The organism is Nocardia barduliensis (genome assembly GCF_013315795.1).
GTDB lineage: Bacteria > Actinomycetota > Actinomycetes > Mycobacteriales > Mycobacteriaceae > Nocardia > Nocardia barduliensis.
The window spans coordinates 1-19,004 of the sequence record NZ_JABLTE010000049.1; the positions used below are offsets into that span (position 1 = coordinate 1).

The following is a 19,004-nucleotide window of genomic DNA, read 5'->3' on the forward strand; positions in this document are numbered from 1 at the left end:
GTTCGGGGGCATGGGGGCGGGCATTCAGCTCGATCGGCTCGGCCTGAGCAATTACGTCATTCTGGAGCGGGAGGACGATCTCGGCGGCACCTGGCACGTCAACCACTATCCGGGTCTGGCGGTCGACATCGCGTCGGTCACCTACTCCTATTCGTTCGAGCCGAATCCGCACTGGTCGCGGCTGTTCGCGCCGGGCGCGGAGCTGAAGAAGTACGCCGAGCACGTCGCGGGCAAGTACGGCCTGCGCCGCCGGATGCGCTTCGGCACCCTCGTCGACGGCGCGCGCTGGGACGACGAGCAGCAGCACTGGGTGGTCTCGATCGCGGGCGGGGAGACCATCACCGGCCGGTATCTGCTGACCGCGACCGGGTTCCTCTCCCAGCCCTACACTCCGCCGTTCCCCGGCATCGATTCGTTCCAGGGCAAGATCATCCACACCACCGCGTGGCAGGACGACTTCGACCTCACCGGCCGCAGGGCCGCGATCATCGGCACCGGTGCCACCGCCGTGCAGCTGGTGCCCGAGGTGGCCAAGAAAGCGCAGGCGCTCACGGTGTTCCAGCGCACCCCCATCTGGGTGGTCCCGAAGATCGACACCGCGATCCCCGCGCCGGTGCGGAAGCTCTTCGAACGGGTTCCCGTCACGCAGAAGGCCGCGCGGCTGGTCAACACCAGCCTGCTCGAGGCCCTGATGGTGGTCGGGGTGCTGCACTTCAAGCAGGCCAAGCTGATGAACAAGGGTGCGGGCGCGCTGGCCAAGGCGCATCTGCGCGCGTCCGTGCGCGACAAGCAGACGCGCAGGCGGCTGACGCCGGACTACGATTTCGGGTGCAAGCGGCCGACCTTCTCCAACCACTACTTCACCACGTTCAACCAGCCGCACGTGCGCCTGGAGACCAACGCGATCGAGCGCATCGAGCCGGACGGCATCGTCACCGCCGACGGGCACAAGACCGAGATCGACACGCTGATCCTGGCCACCGGCTTCAACCTGTGGGACGTGAACTTCCCGGCCATCGAGATCATCGGACGCGACGGGGTGAATCTCGGAAAGTTCTGGCGGGACAATCGTTTCCAAGCCTACGAGGGCATCACGGTGCCGAAGTTCCCCAACTTCCTCAGCCTCAACAGCCCCTACTCCTACAGTGGTCTGTCCTACTTCACGACCATCGAGGCGCAGATGAAGCACATGGGCCGATTGTTCGGCGAGCTGCGCAGGCGGGGCGAGCACACGTTCGAGGTCACCGAGCGGGCCAACGCGGCGTTCCTGGACCGGGTCACCGCCAAGCTCGGTTCGTCGGTCTTCTACGGCGGCGACTGCGCCACCGCGCGCAGCTATTACTTCAACCAGCACGGCGAGGCCGCCCTGTTGCGGCCGACCAGCACACTCAACGCGCACCGCGAAGCGGTCAGCTTCCCGCTGGAGGACTACGTCTACGGCAAGACCGCCTGACCCGCGGGCCACATCGCGCACGAGTTCGCCCGCCGGAGTGTGTTCCGGCGGGCGATTCGGCGTGCGGGGGGAAGTTGTGGCTGTCCAGCGGGTGTGCGGGTGTGGCGTCCGCGCGACGAACTGGCAGACTGTGTGGGTACTTGTCCATCCCACCCACAACACTAGGGACTGACTTCGACGATGGAACTGCTGTTTCCGCTGCTACTGGTAGCCCTGCTCGTGCCGATGTTCCTCGGTGTCCGCCGTCAGAAGCGGGAGGCCGAGAAGGTCGCGAGCATGCAGGACAACCTGAAGATCGGCGATCAGGTCATCACCACGTCGGGTCTGTACGGCACCGTGGTCGAGCTCGACGACACCACGGTCGACCTCGAGATCGCCGAGGACGTGGTCACCACGTGGCTGCGTCAGGCCATCCGTGAGGTGCGCGCCGAAGACGCGGTGCACACCGATGCCACCGGCGCGGACGCCACGAGCTCGGACGACTCGGACGCGACCGCCGCCGTCGAGGAATCCACCGAGCAGACCGAGACCCGCCTGACCAAGGACTGATCGTTCCGGTTGTGCCCCGGCTCGCCGGATGTCGCCGCGGCCCTCCGTCCGCGCACCCGGCGTCGCTGGCGTCTGCCTGCTCGTTCCATCCTCGACTTCCCGCCTAGGAGATGACCTACCGTGCCACCCTCCCAAGGATCGGCGCACCCGCTCCGGCTGCTCGGCGTCTACGCCGCGCTGCTGGCCGTGGTCTACGCGCTGGTGTTCTTCACCGGTGACAAGTCCCCGACGCCCAAGCTCGGTATCGACCTGCAGGGTGGCACCCGGGTCACGCTGTCCGCGCGCACGCCCGACGGCAGCAAGCCGAGCCAGGACAGCCTGAAGAAGGCGCAGGACATCATCGAGAACCGGGTGAACGGGCTCGGCGTCGGCGGCTCCGAGGTCGTCATCGACGGCGACAACATCGTGATCACCGTGCCGGGCGACGACGGCCAGCAGGCGCGCGCGCTCGCCACGACCGCCAAGCTCTACATCCGCCCGGTGCTGCAGGCCGTGCCCGCCACAGGACGGGGCGCCACGCCGCAGACCACGCCGGGAACGCAACCCGCGCCCGCCGCGCAGCCGGAGGCGACGCAGCCCGCGACGCCGGAGTCCACGCAGACGCCGGAGACGACGCAGTCCGTTCCGCAGCAGCGGGTGTTCCCCGCCCAGCAGCCGACCGAGCCGCCCACCGACCCCGGCCTGACGCCCACCGAAGAGGCCACCAAGGAGATCCAGGCGGCCAAGGCGGTGCGGCAGAGCACCGACCCGGCCGTGCAGCAGGCCGCGCTCGCCACCCTGGACTGCGGGAAGGCCGATCCGCTCACGGGCAATGACGACCCGGCGTTGCCGCTGGTGACCTGCTCGACCGACGGCACCGAGGTCTTCCTGCTGGACAAGAGCCGCATCGACGGCCAGGAGATCAAGGACGCCACCTCGGGTCTGAACCAGCAGCAGGCCAGGCACGAGGTCTACTTGGACTTCAAGTCCGGCGGCAGCGACGCGTGGGCGGCGCTCACCGGCGAGTACGTCTACAAGCGAGTCGCCTTCGTGCTCGACTCGAGGGTGGTCAGCGCGCCGGTCGTGCAGCAGGGCCCGCAGCAGGGCGGCCGCACCCAGATCTCCGGCAACTTCACCGCGACGTCGGCGAAGGAACTGGCGAACACGCTGAAGTACGGCTCGCTGCCGCTGTCGTTCCAGACCTCCGAGGCCGAGACGGTCTCCGCCACGCTCGGTCTCTCGTCGCTGAAGGCGGGCCTGCTGGCCGGCGCGGTCGGCTTGGCGGTGGTGCTGCTCTACTGCCTCGTCTACTACCGGATGCTCGGCTTCGTCACCGGTTTGTCGCTGGTGGCCTCCGGCTTGGCCGTCTACGGCATCATGGTGCTGCTCGGGCGCTGGATCGGCTTCACGCTCGACCTCGCCGGTATCGCCGGTCTGATCATCGGCATCGGTATGACCGCCGACTCGTTCGTGGTGTTCTTCGAACGCATCAAGGACGAGATGCGCGAGGGCCGCAGTTTCCGTTCCGCGGCGCCGCGCGGCTGGCAGCGCGCCCGCCGGACCATCCTGTCCGGCAACGCCGTCAGCTTCATCGCGGCGGCCGTGCTGTACGTCCTGGCCGTCGGCCAGGTGAAGGGCTTCGCGTTCACCCTCGGTCTCACCACCATCCTCGACGTGGTGGTGGTCTTCCTGGTCACCTCGCCGCTGGTGCTGCTGGCCTCCCGGACGGCGTTCTGGTCCAAACCGTCGGTGAACGGCCTCGGCGCGATCCAGCAGGTCGCCCGCGAGCGGAAGGCGGCCGCGGCCGCCCTCGGGAAGGCGTGAGGACGCGATGACCAACAGCCACACCACCCCCTCGCTCGACAAGCCGGGCGCCACCGAGATCACCGACGTGTTCGAGGCGGTCACCGAGCCGCGGCCGCCCGAGCACAGTTTCTTCAACCGCCTCTACACCGGCACGGGCGCGATCGACGTCATCGGCAAGCGCCGGATGTGGTATCTCATCACCGCCGTGATCGTGCTCATCTCGCTGGGCAGCATTCTCTTCCGCGGCTTCAACTTCGGCATCGACTTCGAGGGCGGTTCGCGCATCCAGTTCCCCGCGGGGAACGCGACCACCAGCGAGGTGGAGGACGTCTACCGCGGCGCCATCGGCACCGACCCGGTCTCGGTGCAGACCGTCGGCACGGGCGGGTCGGCCACCATGCTGATCCGTTCCGAGGCGCTGGACCAGCGGCAGGTGGAGGCGGTGAACACCGCGCTGTTCGCGAAGTTCCAGCCCAAGGACAAGTCCGGCAACCCGAGCCTGGCCGCGATCAGCACCTCCGACGTCAGCGAGACCTGGGGCAGCCAGATCACGCGCAAGGCGCTCATCGCGCTCGCGGTGTTCCTCGTGCTCGTCGCGGTCTACATCGCGGTCCGCTTCGAGACGCACATGGCACTCGCGGCGCTGGCGGCGATGGCGTTCGACGTCAGCGTCACCGCGGGCGTGTACTCGCTCGTCGGTTTCGAGGTCACCCCGGCGACGGTGATCGGCATCCTGACCATCCTCGGCTTCTCGCTCTACGACTCGGTCGTCGTGTTCGACAAGGTCGAGGAGAACACCCACGGTATCCTGCACCTGACCAGACGCACCTACGGTGAGCAGGCCAACCTCGCGGTGAACCAGACGCTCATGCGCTCCATCAACACCGCACTGATCGGCATCCTGCCGATCGTCGGCTTGATGGTGATCGCGGTCTGGATGCTGGGCGTCGGGACCCTCAAGGACCTGGCGCTGGTGCAGCTGGTCGGTCTGCTGGTCGGCACGTTCTCCTCGATCTTCTTCGCGACTCCGCTGCTGGTCTCGATCAAAGAACGGTGGGGACCGGTGGCGGCGCACACCAAGAAGGTGCTGGCCAAGCGGGCGGGTGCGGCGAGCGCCCGCGCTGGCGTCGCGGCCGAGCGCCGGGCAGGCATGGCGGCGGGCCGGGAGATCGACGAGTCTCCCCGCGGCCAGCGCGCGCCCGGGCAGGCGCCGCGACCAGGCGCGCGCCCGAGCGGGAAACGGCAGAAGCGGCGGAACTGACACCAGGCAGGGGTTTGATGCGACAGCCACGCAGGGCGGTACGACTGATCGGAGCGCTCGTTGCGGGCACGGTGGCCGCCGGGACGGTGGTCGGCTGCTCCAGTAAGAACCAGGTGCCCTCCATCGGTTACGCGACCGATGCCACCATCGCCACCTATAACGGCGGCAGCACGCTAGGGGCGAGCTCCGGCTCGCCCGCGGTGTTCTCCCGGGTGCTCACCGGCTTCTACTACACCGGTCCGGACGGCCAGCAGGTCGCCGACACCGACTTCGGCACCGCCAAGGAGGTGCCGGGCGAGTCGCAGACCATTCAGTACCGGCTCAACCCGGACGGCGTCTACTCCGACGGCGTGCCGACTTCGTGTGACGACCTGGTGCTGGCCTGGGCCGCCCGCAGCGGGCGGTACACCAAACCGGGTGACCGGGGATCGGTTCCGCTCTTCGATGCCGCGAGCACCAGCGGCTACGCCGATATCGAGCGGGTCGACTGCCAGCCCGGCTCGCGGGATGCCACGGTGGTGTTCCGGCCCGGTCGGCGTTACCAGCCGTGGCGCAACTTGTTCACCGCGGGTGAGCTGATGCCTGCCCACGTCGTGGCTCGGGTGGCGAACGTGCCGAACGTCGTGTCGGCGTTGCAGACCGGCGATCCGAACGCGCTGGGCCGGATCGCGGAGTTCTGGAACACCGGCTGGCTCATCTCGGCCGACGGCAAACTGGACCTGTCCCGGTTCCCGTCCTCGGGCCCCTACCGCATCGAATCCTTCGGCAGCACGGACGGTCTGGTGCTGGTGGCCAACGAGCGGTGGTGGGGCAACAAGCCGGCGACCGGGCGAATCGTGGTGTGGCCGAAGACGTTCGACTTGAAGAAGAAGGTCGGCGAGAACGCCGTCGGCGTGCTCGACATCGGCGCGAACTCGGTGAAAGACCTGAGCCTGGGCGGCTTCTCGGTGCAGACGGTGCCCGGCCGAGGCGCCGAGCAGCTGGTGCTGACGACCGGTGGAGTGTTCTCCTCGGTCGAGGCGCGCCGGGCGTTCGCGCTGTGCCTGCCGCGGCAGGCGCTGTTCGACAAACTCGGCAAGGTGCCGGACGCGCCGAAGACGGGACTCGGCTCCGGCCCGCTCAACGCGCACGTGGTGCAGCAGGATTCGCTGTTCTATCCGGCGGTCATCGCCGCGTCCAACAAGTACTCCGGTGGCGACGTGGCGAACGCGACCAGGGCGGTGGCGGCCTCCGGTGCGCCGAACCCGACCGTCCGCATCGGATACCTGACTCCGGACGATCGCCGCGCGCAGACCGTCGCGATGATCGCCGATGCCTGCAAACCGGCGGGCATCACCGTGGTGGACGCCGGCTCGCCCGACTTCACGCCCGCCCGGCTCGCCGAGGGCAAAGTGGACGCCGTGCTGGGCAGCACCGCGTCGGCGCCAGGTCCGGCGGGCTCGCTCGCGGGAGTCACGGCGACCGGTGCGTTGCGCACCGGTAGCGGGCTGAATGTCGGTCGCTTCGGCAACGGCCGCTACGATGCGATCACCGATCAGCTGGGGGCCGACGACAACTCGGGCGCGCAGTTGAATCTGCTCATCGAGGCCGAGAACCTGCTGTGGGCGGAGCTGCCGAGCATCCCGTTGTTCGCCACCCCGCGCACGATCGCCTTCGGCAAGGGGTTGCGCAACGGGATCGCCGCCCCCAACCAGGCCGGATCCGGCTGGAACATGGACCGGTGGGTGCTCGAGCGGTGACAGACGGTGTGGGTGATGTGATCATGGAGAGGTGTCGATGAGCAAGCACGCGGCGATCGAATCCGAGGACGTAGCCGCCGAACGGACCACCAAAGCCGCCGAGGTGGTCGACCGTTTGACCCGTTGGCACGACGATTTCCCCACGGCCGGAGTCCGTTTCGCTGATCTCACCCCGGTATTCGCCGATGCCGAAGGTTTCCGCGCGGTGGTGGACTGCCTGGCCTCGTGCGCGCCCGACGCCGATCTGGTGGCCGGCGTCGACGCCCGCGGCTTCCTGCTCGGTGCCGGTGTCGCCGCGTCCCTCGGTACCGGTGTGCTCGCCATCCGCAAGGCGGGCAAGCTGCCGCCGCCGGTGATCAGCCGGGAATACAGCCTCGAATACGGCACCGCCGCACTGGAGATCCCCGCGGACGGTATCGACCTGTCCGGCCGCCGCGTTCTGCTGCTGGACGACGTCCTGGCCACCGGCGGCACCCTCGCCGCCGCCGCCGAGCTGTTCAAGCAGGCCGGTGCGGAAGTGGCCGCCGCGGCGGTCGTGCTGGAACTGAGCTTCCTCGGCGGGCGTGCGCGGCAGGGTGACTACCCGCTGACCTCGATCGTCGAGCTCTGAGTCCGTAACGGCACAGGCCGGCGCGGCGCTGGTGCCGGTGTTCGCGTGGACACTGTTGTCCCGGCAGTTTGGGGCCCCGTTCCGCTGCGAACGAGGAAACGCCCCGATCCGCTGCTTGCGACCGTGGCCGCCGCGATCGGCGTGTCGCGCTGACGCGCAAGTGTGATCCGAATTGCACTGGCGCATCCGCCGGAGTTGTGTTTAACCTGTACAGGTCTTATTCCCGTTGATCGGAGTTCTGCCGTTGCTCATCTGAGGTAGCCACACGTGCGGCCCGCATTCGCGCGCCGTGTCTCGTCGCAACCTCCGGGAGCTTGGCATGACCAATCTTTCTTTTTCCGATCTCACTTTCGGCTGGCCGGACGGCACCCCCGTTTTCGAGGGGCTCGACGCCGTCCTCGGTCCTGGTCACATCGGCCTGGTCGGCGGAAACGGCGCGGGCAAATCCACTCTGCTGCGGTTGATCGCGGGGGAGCTGAAGCCCGTCCGCGGGTCCGTCGCGGTCACCGGACATCTCGGGTACCTGCGCCAGGACATCGGCCTGGGCGCGGGTCAGCGCGTCGACGCGGTGCTCGGCATCGCGCCGTTGCGAAAAGCGTTGCATCGCATCGAATCCGGGACCGGAAGTGACACCGATTTCGACCTGGTCGGCAATCACTGGGACGTCGAGGAACGAGCCTTGGCGTTGCTGGCCCGGCTCGGCCTGCACTATGTCGCCGACTCGGTGCAGCGGCTCGATCGCACCCTGGACACGCTGTCCGGCGGTGAGACGGTGTTGCTGGGACTGGTCGCCGAGCTGCTCGCCGAACCCGACGTGCTGCTGCTGGACGAACCGACGAACAACCTGGATCAGGTGGCTCGCGCACGGCTCTACGACGTGGTCGGGCAGTTCTCCGGCACCGTGCTGACGGTCAGCCACGATCGTGAGCTGCTGGAGCGGATGACGTCCATCGCGGAGCTGCGGCACGGCGAACTCCGGCTGTTCGGCGGGAACTTCAGCGAGTACGAGCGAATCGTCGCCGCCGAGCAGGAAGCGGCTCGCGCGGCGATCCGTGACGCGCGCAGCGACGTTCGCAAGCAGGCACGCGAACTCGTCGAGGCGCGCATCAAGCTGGACCGCAGGCAGCGGTACGGGCAGAAGATGTGGGACCAGAAGCGGGAGCCCAAAATCATCATGAGCGAACGCAAACGGCAGGCGCAGGTGTCGGCGGGCAAGCTGCGCAACAACCACATCGAGAAGCTCGACACCGCCAAAGAACAGCTCGAGCAGGCCAAGGAGCTGTTGCGCGACGATCGGGAGATCCGGGTGGAGCTACCCGACACGCGGCTGTATCCCGGCCAGGAGGTGATCGAACTCGACCAGGTCGAGCTGGCGTGCGGGCCGACGGTGACGCTGCGGGTATCCGGTCCGGAGCGGATCGCGTTGACCGGCCGCAACGGCGTCGGCAAGACGACGCTGCTGCGGCGTATCGCGCAGGAGGGGCCGAAGGTGCCCTGGCGCATGCTGCCACAGCGACTGGACGTGTTCGACGAGCGGCGCTCGGTGTTCGAGAACGTGGCCGCGGCGGCGCCGCACGCGTCCGCGGAACGGATCCGGGCACAGCTGGCCCGCTTCCTGTTCCGCGGCGCGGACGCCGATGTCGCGGCCGCGGCGCTGTCCGGCGGCGAGCGGTTGCGTGCGGCGCTGGCCATGCTGCTGCTGGCCGATCCGGCGCCGCGGCTGCTGCTGTTGGACGAGCCGACCAACAACCTCGACCTGCCCAGCCTGGAACACCTCACCCAGGCGCTGGCGAGCTTCGAGGGCGCGCTCATCGTGGTCAGTCACGATCTGCGCTTCCTCGACGAGATCGGGGGGACCCGGCGCCTCGAGCTCACCGCCGAGGGCTTGACGGAGACACTGGTGACCTGACGCGCCGTCGGCTTCGGCGGCGACCAGATCGGCCCGCACGCCCGCGGGGGCCGGGCACCGGATCGTCGCGCCCGGCTCCCGGTGCCTGGCCTCTTACGCCGATCGGGCCGCCCGCCGCAGGATGCCGGGATGTCTCAGCAGGCCGGGCGCCAGCCGCACGGCGAGATAGGTGAGTGTGAGCCAGGGCCGCAGGTGCGGCTGCAATGTGCGGATACGGCCCTGTTCGTCGAGTCCGAGCACCAGCGCTTCGGTGAGCCGGAACGGTCCGATCGTGGCGGCGGCGAGCAGGACGCGCCGTGCGCCTACGCCGATCTCCTCGGTCCAGCGCAGGCCGGTGAGACTGCCGTAGGCCGCCGTGAGCAGCACGCGCAGGTCGTCTCGGCCGCGGAACACCAGTCGGCCCGACAGCGGCGAGACCAGTTCGGCGTCGGGCGCCAACACCTGGGTCAACGCGTCGATGTCACCCGTCTCGGTCGCCCTGCGGAATTCGGCGATCGCCTCGGACATGTGCCTTCACCCCTTCGCTCATCGATTGACCCGAACCTAGTGCAAGTCACTTGCGAAAAGCAACGGACTAGACTGGGCGAATGCCCAAGGCCGCTTTCTCCGACATCGTCTGCTCGATCGCGCGCACGGTCGACGCGGTCGGCGAGCGCTGGACGCCGCTGATCCTGCGCGACCTGTTCGTCGGACTGAGCCGCTTCGAGGATCTCCGGCGCGATCTCGGCATCGCCTCCAACGTGCTCGCCGCTCGCCTGGACGCGCTACAGGAGCACGGCATCGTCGAAAAGCGCGCCTACCAGTCGAATCCGGTCCGCTACGAGTACTTGCTCACCGAACGCGGACGTGACCTGTATCCGGTGCTCACGATGCTGATCACCTGGGGTGACAAATGGCTGGCGGGCGCGGAAGGCCCGCCCGCCGTCGTGGTCCATCGGGAATGCGGGCGAGCGACCTCCGGTGTGGTGGTGTGCCGGGAATGCGGCGAGCCGCTCACCGCGGGCAACGTTCGGTGGCTGCCCGGTCCGGGCGGCCGGCAGGGGCCGGGAACGATGCTGATCGGCGGTTTGCTCGAAACCGGAGGCGGCACCGGCTGAATCGGGACGTCCCGCGCGTCCGCGCAGGGGGCCGCGCGCTGTGCAGGCAGGCGCGCTCCCAGCCGGTCGTGGCGGCGACCCTTGACCTCTAGTTTTGGTCGTATAGACTAAAACAAGGAGAGGACGTGATCACATGGGATACGGACACTGGGACGACTCCGCCTATCACGCGGCCAAGACCTTCCGCGCCGCCCGCGGCATCGACGATTTCGGTTACACGGCCCAGATGCGGGCCGAGTCGCCCGCGAACTGGCAAGTGCATCCGATGCTTGACCCGCTCGGGGTCACGGTGCGCGAATGCCGGGATTCGGCCGAGCACGGCAACTCGCTGCCCATCGCGGTGCTGTTCGACGTCACCGGGTCGATGGGCCGTGTGCCGCGGATCATGCAGGACAAGCTGGGCACCTTGCACGGATTGTTACGGCGCAAGGGATATGCGCAGGACCCGCAGATCCTGTTCGGCGCCATCGGGGACGCGGATACCGACCGCGTGCCGCTGCAGATCGGTCAATTCGAGTCCGACAACCGGATGGACGAGCAGCTGCGCGCCGTCTTCCTGGAAGGCGGCGGCGGTGGGCAGAAGTCCGAGAGCTACGAGCTGGCGGCCTATTTCCTGGCGACGCACATCGCGACCGACGCCTGGGAGAAGCGGCGCAAGAAGGGCTACCTGTTCCTGATCGGCGACGAGCTGAACAAGCCGCGGCTGGCCTCCCGGCACATTCGCGCGGTCATCGGAGACAGTGTGCGGCAGGACATCTCGGTGGAATCCGTCTACCGCGAGCTCGCCGAACGCTGGTACGTCCACTACATCCTGCCCGACCAGTCGAGCTACTTCCACGACCCGGAGATCGCCGAGCACTGGCGCGGCCTGCTCGGCCAGAACTTCCTGCGCCTGGACGACCCGGCTGCGGTGTGCGAACTCATCGCGCTGACGATCGGACTGGCCGAAGGGCGCGTCGACCTGTCGGCCGGATTGGCTGACCTGCGGGACGTCGGGTCGGTGGCCGAGGCCGCGTCGGTCGGCAAGGCGCTGGGCGCGGAGGGTGGGCGGCCGCGGGCATTGCCGCGTGGCCGTGGCTGAAACCGGGCCCGCGCTGGACGGATCGCACATCATCGTGGTGGATCTCGGTTTCGGGGACGCGGGCAAGGGCGCGACGGTCGACTGGCTCTGCGCCCCCGAGTCGGGATTCGACGTCGCCGCCGTGGTCCGGTTCAACGGCGGCGCGCAGGCGGCGCACAATGTGATCGCCGACGGGCGGCAGCACACCTTCGCGCAGTTCGGGTCGGGGACGTTCGCGGGCGTGCCGACCTTGCTGTCGCGGCACATGCTGGTCGAGCCGATCGCGCTGGCCGCGGAGGCGCGCGGGCTGGCCGCGCTGGGTGTGCGCGACCCGCTGTCGCTGTTACGAATCGACGGGCGGGCGCTGCTCACCACGCCTGTCCACATCGCCGCCAACCGTGCTCGCGAGGACGCGCGGGGTTCCGCGCGGCACGGTTCGTGCGGTCGCGGGATCGGCGAGACCGCGGGATATGCGCTCGCGCACGACGCTCCATCGGTGTCGGATTGCCTGCGCCCCATGACGTTGCGGCGCAAACTGCGTGCGCTGGCGGCGTTCTACGCGCCGCTGATCGCCGCGAGCGACCATCGTTACGAACCGATCGACGATCTGGTCGAGATGTACCGCGAGTTCGCCGCGGCGGTAGCCATCGTGGGCGACGATCAGCTGGCCCGGTTCGCCAGGCGGGGCCGGGTGGTGTTCGAAGGCGCCCAAGGCGTCCTGCTCGACGAGTGGCGCGGGTTCCATCCGCACACCACATGGTCGACCGTCGAGCCACGCAACGCGCGGGCCATGCTCGCCGCGATCGGCGCGTCCGGTTACGTGCTCGGCGTCACCCGGACCTATCAGACCCGCCACGGCGCCGGTCCGTTCCCCACCGAGGATTCCGGCCTCGACCTGTCCGAGCCGCACAATACGGCGGGCCGCTACCAAGGCGAGTTCCGTCTCGGGCACTTGGACGCGGTGCTGCTGCGCTACGCCGTCGAGGTATGCGGCGGCGTCGACGGGCTCGCGGTCAATCACCTCGATGTGCCCGGGACGCGTTACGCCGCAAGGGCTTACACCGTTGACGGAGTGGTGGTGGACGCGATGCCTGTTGGACGCTGGCAGGACCTGGACCACCAGCGCGAGCTGGCCGGATCGTTGTCGCGCGCCGCGCCGATCCTCACCGAATTGCCCGCCGATCCGGTGCCGTGGCTGGCCGGGACACTCGGTGTGCCGGTCGTCCTCACCGGTCACGGGCCCGATCGCCGGCACCGCACCCGCACGGCGTATCCCGCCGCGGCGTGAATCGTCCGCGGTGGCGCACCGCCGGACCGTCGACGCGCGGAGTGGACGCTCGGCGTGCGGAGTGGACGGTCCACGCGCCGAGTGGACGGTCGGGCAGGATGGGTGGCCGTGGAGCAGTCCGTTGTGTCGGTGGATGTCGTGGCGTTGCGGTTCTGGGACGAGGACGGTGCGGTGCGGTTCGGGATCGCTCCCCGCGTGCGGGAGCCGTTCGCGGGGCAGTTGGCTTTGCCCGGTGTGCTGCTCGGACGGGGGGAGCGGCTGGCCGTCGCGGCACGGCGAGCGGTGCACGCCAAACTGGGTGTGCCGGAGGCCGCCATCGGGTCGGTGGGGCAGCTGGTGACCTTCGACGAACCGAACCGCGACCCGCGCGGACCGACGCTGTCGATCGCGATGTGGGCGGTGGTGGGCCCGCACGAGGGCCCGGCGCGGTGGACCGGGTTCGACGAGGTGCCCGAGCTGGCGTTCGACCACGATCGCATCGTCGCGGTGGCCCGCGGTGTCCTGACGCGGCTGCTGTGGAAGGACCTGACGTTCACCCGCGCCCTCCTCGGCGCGGAGTTCCCCGCGACGAGGGCGGTGGCGGCCACGGCCGCGCTGGCGGGAGCCCGTCCCGACCCCGCGAACCTGAACCGCACCCTGGCGGCAATTCCCGGCTTGGCGCGCACCACCGAACGGCGTCGCGTCAAAGCGACCGGGCGACCCGCCGCTGTGTGGGCCTTCGGCGAGGAGGAGGGAACGGCATAGCCACCGCGGTCGTCGTTCGGTTCGGGCGTGAACGGGGCACGTGCGGTGTCGGCGCCGCCGTGGGTCGAAGGCGACATCTCAGCGCAGTGGGGCGTGCATGACTCAGCGCTGTGGCGCGGACACGATTCAGCGCTGTGGGGCGTGCATGACTCAGCGCTGTGGGGCGTGCACGACTCAGCGCCGTGGCGCGTACATGATGACGGCGACGCCGACGAGGCAGACCGCCGCGCCGAGGTAGTCCCAGCGGTCGGGACGGAACTTGTCCACCAGCACGCCCCAGGCCAGGGAGCCCGCCACGAAGACGCCACCGTAGGCGGCGAGGATGCGCCCGAAGTGCGGGTCCGGCTGGAAGGTGGCGACGAAGCCGTAGGCGCCGAGAGCGAGGACGCCCGCGGCGATCCAGACGACGCCGCGCTGTTCGCGCCAGCCCTGCCAGACCAGCCAGGCGCCGCCGATCTCGGCGAGCGCGGCGAGGGCGAACAGGAGCAGCGAGCGTGCGACCGTCATGGCGGTGACGGTACTCAGCCGGCGGCGGCCGGAGGGCGCGCGCCCGGAACGACCTCGTACACCGCGTACGCGCGCCCGAGTACCGGGTGGGAGACGTTGCGCACCGGCACTCCGGCCTGGGTGCGCCCGAATTCCGTGCCGCCGTGGGCATGCCCGTGGACGGCGAGCAGCGCGCCGCCCGCGTCGACCGCTGCGGCCAGTTCGTGGCAGCCGAGTCCGGGGTAGATCTTGGGCGGTTCACCGGCCAACGTGTCCAGGACAGGCGCGAAATGTGTGAGGGCGATACGGGTTTCGCAGTCGATCGAGTCGAGTGCCTGGCGCAGGCGCAGGGCGTCCAGTGGGCCGCGGCGCATGCGGGCGCGATGTTCGGCGGAACCCTCGTCGGGTGCGCCGGGATAACCGGGGAAACCACCGCTGCCGCCCATGACTCCCGCGACGCCCAGCCGGATTCCCTTGATTTCGAGGGTGATCGCGGTGCCGTCCAGAACATGGACGCCCAGCGCGGTGAGCCGCGCCGCGATCCGGTAACCCGATCTCCGGTCGTGGTCGTGGTTGCCCAGCACCGCGACCACCGGTACGGGCACACCGTCGAGTTCGGCGCACAGCAGATCCGATTCCGCTTCGGTGGCGCCGTCGGTGAGATCGCCTGCCAGCAAAAGGATGTCGGCGTCCGCGGCCAGGCGGAGGAAATCGGGACGGAAACGTCCGGAGACAGCCGCGCGCATATGGAGGTCGCCGACTGCCGCGACGCGTATGCATCCTGCGGTCACGACGGCCAGCCAGCCATATCGGCGAAGGCTGTGTCAAGCGACGGTGCCGTGCCGCGAGTGGTGAGCGATGGGCACGCCGATCGCGTCGCACCTCGGAAACTCGGCGTTCACCTGGCTGCGGCCCAACGTGAAGTTCGGATATAGCTTTCCGCTATGCCCTGTTCAAGGCATGTTCAGTGAGGCTACGGGCAGTGTGGCCACCGATGAAACATCCATGAACACTGCTGCGGCAGGCTATCGCCCGAGCCGATTGATCCCGCATGGTTCGCGGTATGAGCCGAGCGCGACTGCTGCCGAAGGTTATCGCCGTCGCCGCGGCCGTATTCCTTCCGCTGTCCGGCGCGGTCGGCGTCGCCCAGGGGGAGGCGCAAAGGGCCAAAGTAGTCGTGATCGGCTTGGACGGCCTGATGTACAGCAAGATCGAGCAGGCGCAGGCACCGAATCTGCTGCGGCTCAGCGGCGCGGGCCTGCTGAGCCGTTCCTCGATCGCCCCGCACATCACCATCTCCGGTCCCTCCTGGGCCAGCGTGCTGACCGGCGTGTGGGATCGCAAGCACGGCATCACGAACAACCAGTTCACCGCCGCGCCGTTCACGCGGTACCCGACGGTCTTCACCCAGCTCGAACGCGCCCGGCCCGCGCTGAAAACCCAGTCCATCGCGACCTGGGACCAGATCGCGACCATGACCGGCAGCGGCAGCCCGCGCGCCGACGTCGTCGTCTCCACCGCGCCGGTGCCGGACGATCCCGACGAGTCCCGCACCGATGCCGCCACCACCGATGCCGTGGTGACCGCGATCGGCAGATTCGCGCCCGATGTGCTGTTCACCCACCTGGACCAGGTGGACCGCGCCGGTCACGACGCCGGCGGCGCCTCGCGCGCCTATCTGGACGCCGTGACCCGCATCGACGCCCTGGTCGGGCGCATCGTCGCCGCCGTGGACGCCCGCGCCGCCGCACACCCCGCCGAACGGTGGACCGTGCTGGTCACCGCCGACCACGGTCACACGGCCGAAGGCGGGCACGGCGGCCAGTCGCCGGACGAGACGACCAACTTCGTCATCGCTCGCGGCCCCGATTTCCGGCCCGGCGCCACCAGTACGCGGGCGACCCTGGTCGACATCACGCCCACCGTGCTCGACATCTTCGACGTCGCCCCCGCGGCGGATATCGACGGGCGCTCGCTCGTTCCCGAGCCCGTGCCCGCCCGTTCCCCGTCCGTCGAACCCCAGCCCGCCGCCATTCGCTGACCGAGGCCGAGCTGGTCGGCTCCCGTGTCCTCGGTTGTTCCAGAGCAGCGGCGATATCTGGTGTGAACCCCACGGTTCTGGCCGAATCAGGCGTAAAAAGGCTGGTCGGCACCGGTGCGGCGGTGCGGTCCTCCTGCTGCGCTCGAGGGAGGGAGCTGCGCCCAGCAAATCGGGTGTGTCCGATATGCACCGGTTGCAAGGTGTGCCCGGAACCGCCCAGCTTCGACAACCGTCGATTCCGGCGCGCAGCCTTCGTCAGCTGAGCGGACGTCGGCGCTGCGCCCGGACTAAAGTTGGTGGTCCGGGAGGTTGCACCGGTCGGATAGGGTGGTCCGATCGAGGCGCGGAGAGGTGGTGGCATGACTCAGCATCTGGGCGAGGCGAAGGTCGAGCAATCGACGTCGGGCCCGCAGTCGAACGGTGCGGGCGCCACCGACGCCGCGCAGCCCCCGAAACCGGCCACACCGGCGAACGCGACGCCGCCGCGTCAGCCGGGCGCCTCCTCGGCCGTCCCGACCTCGGCTTCGCGCCGGGTGCGTGCCCGCCTGGCCCGCCGCATGACCGGTCAGCGCGGCATCGCGGCGGTCAAGCCGGTGCTCGAGCCGCTGGCCACCGTGCACCGCGAGCTGTACCCGAAAGCGAATCTGACGCTGCTGCAGCGCGCCTTCGACGTGGCCGACGAGCGGCACAAGCATCAGTTCCGCAAATCCGGCGACCCTTACATCACCCATCCGCTCGCCGTGGCCAACATCCTCGCCGAACTCGGCATGGACACCACCACGCTGGTGGCCGCGCTGCTGCACGACACGGTGGAGGACACCGGCTACAGCCTCGAGCAGTTGACCGAGGACTTCGGCTCCGAGGTCGCCCACCTCGTCGACGGCGTCACCAAGCTGGACAAGGTCAACCTGGGCGCTGCCGCCGAGGCGGAGACCATCCGCAAGATGATCATCGCGATGGCCCGCGACCCGCGCGTGCTGGTGATCAAGGTGGCCGACCGGCTGCACAACATGCGCACCATGCGTTTCCTGCCGCCGGAGAAGCAGGCCAAGAAAGCCAAGGAGACGCTGGAAGTCATCGCGCCCCTGGCCCATCGCCTCGGCATGGCGACGGTGAAGTGGGAGCTGGAGGACCTGGCCTTCGCGATCCTGCATCCGAAGAAGTACGACGAGATCGTCCGGCTGGTCGCCGACCGCGCGCCCTCCCGCGACACCTACCTGGCGCGGGTGCGCGCCGAGATCGTCAACACGTTGGCCGCCTCCAGGATCAACGCGATCGTCGAGGGCCGCCCGAAGCACTACTGGTCGATCTACCAGAAGATGATCGTCAAGGGTAAGGACTTCGACGACATCCACGACCTGGTCGGCATCCGCATCCTGTGCGACGAGGTGCGCGACTGCTACGCGGCCGTCGGCGTGGTGCACTCCCTGTGGCAGCCCATGGCGGGCCGGTTCAAGGACTACATCGCCCAGCCGCGCTACGGCGTCTACCAGTCGCTGCACACCACTGTGGTCGGCCCGGACGGCAAGCCGCTGGAGGTGCAGATCCGCACCCAGGACATGCACCGGACCGCGGAGTTCGGCATCGCCGCGCACTGGCGCTACAAGGAGACCCGCGGCAAGCACTCCAACGACACCGCCGAGGTCGACGACATGGCGTGGATGCGCCAGCTGCTGGACTGGCAGCGGGAGGCCGCCGACCCGGCCGAGTTCCTGGAGTCGCTGCGCTTCGACCTGAAGTCGCCGGAGATCTTCGTCTTCACGCCGAAGGGCGATGTCATCACGCTGCCGCAGAAGTCGACGCCGGTGGACTTCGCCTACGCCGTGCACACCGAGGTGGGCCACCGCTGCATCGGCGCCCGGGTGAACGGACGCCTGGTCGCGCTGGAGCGGCAGCTGGAGAACGGCGAGGTCGTGGAGGTGTTCACCTCCAAGGCGCAGAACGCGGGACCCAGCCGCGACTGGCAGAACTTCGTGGTGTCGCCGCGCGCCAAGGCCAAGATTCGCCAGTGGTTCGCCAAAGAACGGCGCGAGGAGGCGCTGGAGAGCGGCAAGGAGCAGATCTCCAAGGAGGTCCGCCGGGTCGGGCTGCCACTGCAGCGGTTGATGAGCGTCGACGCGATGACCGCGGTCGCCCACGAGCTGCACTACACCGACATCTCCACGCTCTACACCGCCGTCGGCGAGCACCAGGTCTCCGCGCACCACGTGGTGCAGCGGCTGATGGCGCAGCTCGGCGGCATCGGCGACGTGGAGAACGAGCTGGCCGAGCGCTCGACGCCGTCGACAACACCGAGCAGGCAGCGGGTCACCGGCGACGCGGGCGTACTGATTCCCGGCGCACCGGGCACGGTCGCCAAGCTGGCGAAATGCTGCACTCCGGTGCCCGGTGACGAGATCATGGGTTTCGTGACCCGCGGCGGCGCGGTGAGCGTGCACCGCACCGACTGCACGAACGCCGGTTCGCTGCGCGATCAGGCCGAACGGATCATCGAGGTGTCCTGGGCGCCCTCGCCGTCCTCGGTGTTCCTGGTCGCCATCCAGATCGAGGCGCTCGATCGCACGCGGCTGCTGTCGGACGTGACGAAGGTGCTGGCCGACGAGAAGGTCAACATCTTGTCCGCGTCGGTGGCCACGCACGGCGACCGGGTGGCGATCAGCAAGTTCACCTTCGAGATGGGCGATCCGAAACACCTGGGGCACTTGCTGAACGTGGTGCGCAACGTGGAGGGCGTCTACGACGTCTACCGCGTCACCTCCGCGGCCTGACGGTCGTCACCACGCCTGGCGGTAGCTGTTAATTAACTGTCGACGCAAGGGGTTTCGCGTGCGCCGCGGGGCTCGGGTTGCCCTCCGCGCCGTGCAGTTCGGAAACTTGTCGGACTGATTCCGGGAACGCGCCGCGGTGTGTCGCGTTCATGTCGGTGTGTCCTGGAAGTTTTCCGTCGATTCGGCAGTAATAGCCGGAATCTGTTACCGTCTA

16 protein-coding genes are annotated in these 19,004 nt (G+C 69.0%); 13 read left to right on the forward strand and 3 right to left on the reverse strand.

The genetic code is table 11. The annotated features are described in order from the left end of the window. From HOV91_RS21235 to HOV91_RS21265, 7 genes are all read left to right on the forward strand, one after another. The coding region (locus HOV91_RS21235) for a flavin-containing monooxygenase (protein WP_174187161.1) at positions 1–1,453 on the forward strand (1,453 nt) is incomplete at its 5' end. A gap of 180 nt (positions 1,454–1,633) precedes the next feature. Continuing rightward, positions 1,634–2,002: a preprotein translocase subunit YajC gene (yajC, locus tag HOV91_RS21240; RefSeq protein ID WP_174187162.1), complete on the forward strand. Its 369-nt coding sequence runs from the start codon at positions 1,634–1,636 to the stop codon at positions 2,000–2,002. 120 nt (positions 2,003–2,122) lie between these two features. After that, complete coding sequence (gene secD, locus HOV91_RS21245; protein WP_174187163.1) at positions 2,123–3,805, forward strand: protein translocase subunit SecD; 1,683 nt, start codon at positions 2,123–2,125, stop codon at positions 3,803–3,805. Positions 3,806–3,812: 7 nt separating this feature from the next. Continuing rightward, a complete protein-coding gene (gene secF / locus HOV91_RS21250; protein ID WP_174187164.1) occupies positions 3,813–5,048 on the forward strand; it encodes a protein translocase subunit SecF in 1,236 nt (411 codons plus the stop codon). A 17-nt stretch (positions 5,049–5,065) separates the two neighbouring features. Then, positions 5,066–6,787 (forward strand): ABC transporter substrate-binding protein, encoded by a 1,722-nt coding sequence (locus HOV91_RS21255; RefSeq protein WP_174187165.1) that lies wholly within the window; start codon positions 5,066–5,068, stop codon positions 6,785–6,787. A 37-nt stretch (positions 6,788–6,824) separates the two neighbouring features. Then, positions 6,825–7,397, forward strand: coding sequence for an adenine phosphoribosyltransferase (locus tag HOV91_RS21260; protein WP_174187166.1), 573 nt, complete (start codon positions 6,825–6,827; stop codon positions 7,395–7,397). 319 nt (positions 7,398–7,716) lie between these two features. Continuing rightward, positions 7,717–9,306 (forward strand): ATP-binding cassette domain-containing protein, encoded by a 1,590-nt coding sequence (locus HOV91_RS21265; RefSeq protein ID WP_174187167.1) that lies wholly within the window; start codon positions 7,717–7,719, stop codon positions 9,304–9,306. 93 nt (positions 9,307–9,399) lie between these two features. Here the strand turns inward: HOV91_RS21265 and HOV91_RS21270 are convergent, their stop codons facing one another. After that, positions 9,400–9,813 carry a nuclear transport factor 2 family protein gene (locus HOV91_RS21270; protein WP_174187168.1) on the reverse strand — a complete coding sequence of 138 codons (414 nt, stop codon included), beginning with the start codon at positions 9,811–9,813 and terminating at the stop codon, positions 9,400–9,402. Positions 9,814–9,893: 80 nt separating this feature from the next. Between HOV91_RS21270 and HOV91_RS21275 the strand changes: the two genes are divergently transcribed. From HOV91_RS21275 to HOV91_RS21290, 4 genes are all read left to right on the forward strand, one after another. Further along, positions 9,894–10,403: a winged helix-turn-helix transcriptional regulator gene (locus HOV91_RS21275; RefSeq protein WP_174187169.1), complete on the forward strand. Its 510-nt coding sequence runs from the start codon at positions 9,894–9,896 to the stop codon at positions 10,401–10,403. 133 nt (positions 10,404–10,536) lie between these two features. Continuing rightward, complete coding sequence (locus tag HOV91_RS21280) at positions 10,537–11,484, forward strand: hypothetical protein (RefSeq protein ID WP_174187170.1); 948 nt, start codon at positions 10,537–10,539, stop codon at positions 11,482–11,484. Then, positions 11,471–12,751, forward strand: a complete 1,281-nt coding sequence (locus tag HOV91_RS21285) for an adenylosuccinate synthetase (RefSeq protein WP_438822682.1) — start codon at positions 11,471–11,473, stop codon at positions 12,749–12,751. Before HOV91_RS21280 ends, HOV91_RS21285 begins: the two co-directional genes overlap by 14 nt. A 108-nt stretch (positions 12,752–12,859) precedes the next feature. Beyond that, on the forward strand, positions 12,860–13,495 hold the full coding sequence (locus tag HOV91_RS21290) for an NUDIX hydrolase (RefSeq protein ID WP_174187171.1): 636 nt from the start codon (positions 12,860–12,862) through the stop codon (positions 13,493–13,495). A gap of 174 nt (positions 13,496–13,669) precedes the next feature. On the opposite strand, the gene HOV91_RS21295 is transcribed toward HOV91_RS21290, so the two are convergent. Both HOV91_RS21295 and HOV91_RS21300 read right to left on the reverse strand, forming a co-directional pair. After that, positions 13,670–14,002, reverse strand: coding sequence for a YnfA family protein (locus tag HOV91_RS21295; RefSeq protein ID WP_174187172.1), 333 nt, complete (start codon positions 14,000–14,002; stop codon positions 13,670–13,672). Positions 14,003–14,016: 14 nt separating this feature from the next. Beyond that, positions 14,017–14,772 carry a metallophosphoesterase family protein gene (locus HOV91_RS21300; RefSeq protein ID WP_312884722.1) on the reverse strand — a complete coding sequence of 252 codons (756 nt, stop codon included), beginning with the start codon at positions 14,770–14,772 and terminating at the stop codon, positions 14,017–14,019. A 272-nt stretch (positions 14,773–15,044) separates the two neighbouring features. Here HOV91_RS21300 and HOV91_RS21305 point away from each other — a divergent pair, with 272 nt between their 5' ends. Further along, the gene (locus tag HOV91_RS21305) at positions 15,045–16,022 is read left to right on the forward strand and encodes an alkaline phosphatase family protein (protein ID WP_174187173.1); all 978 of its coding nucleotides are present in this window, start codon (positions 15,045–15,047) and stop codon (positions 16,020–16,022) included. Positions 16,023–16,381: 359 nt separating this feature from the next. Then, the gene (locus HOV91_RS21310) at positions 16,382–18,790 is read left to right on the forward strand and encodes a RelA/SpoT family protein (protein ID WP_174187174.1); all 2,409 of its coding nucleotides are present in this window, start codon (positions 16,382–16,384) and stop codon (positions 18,788–18,790) included. Positions 18,791–19,004: the final 214 nt, after the last annotated feature.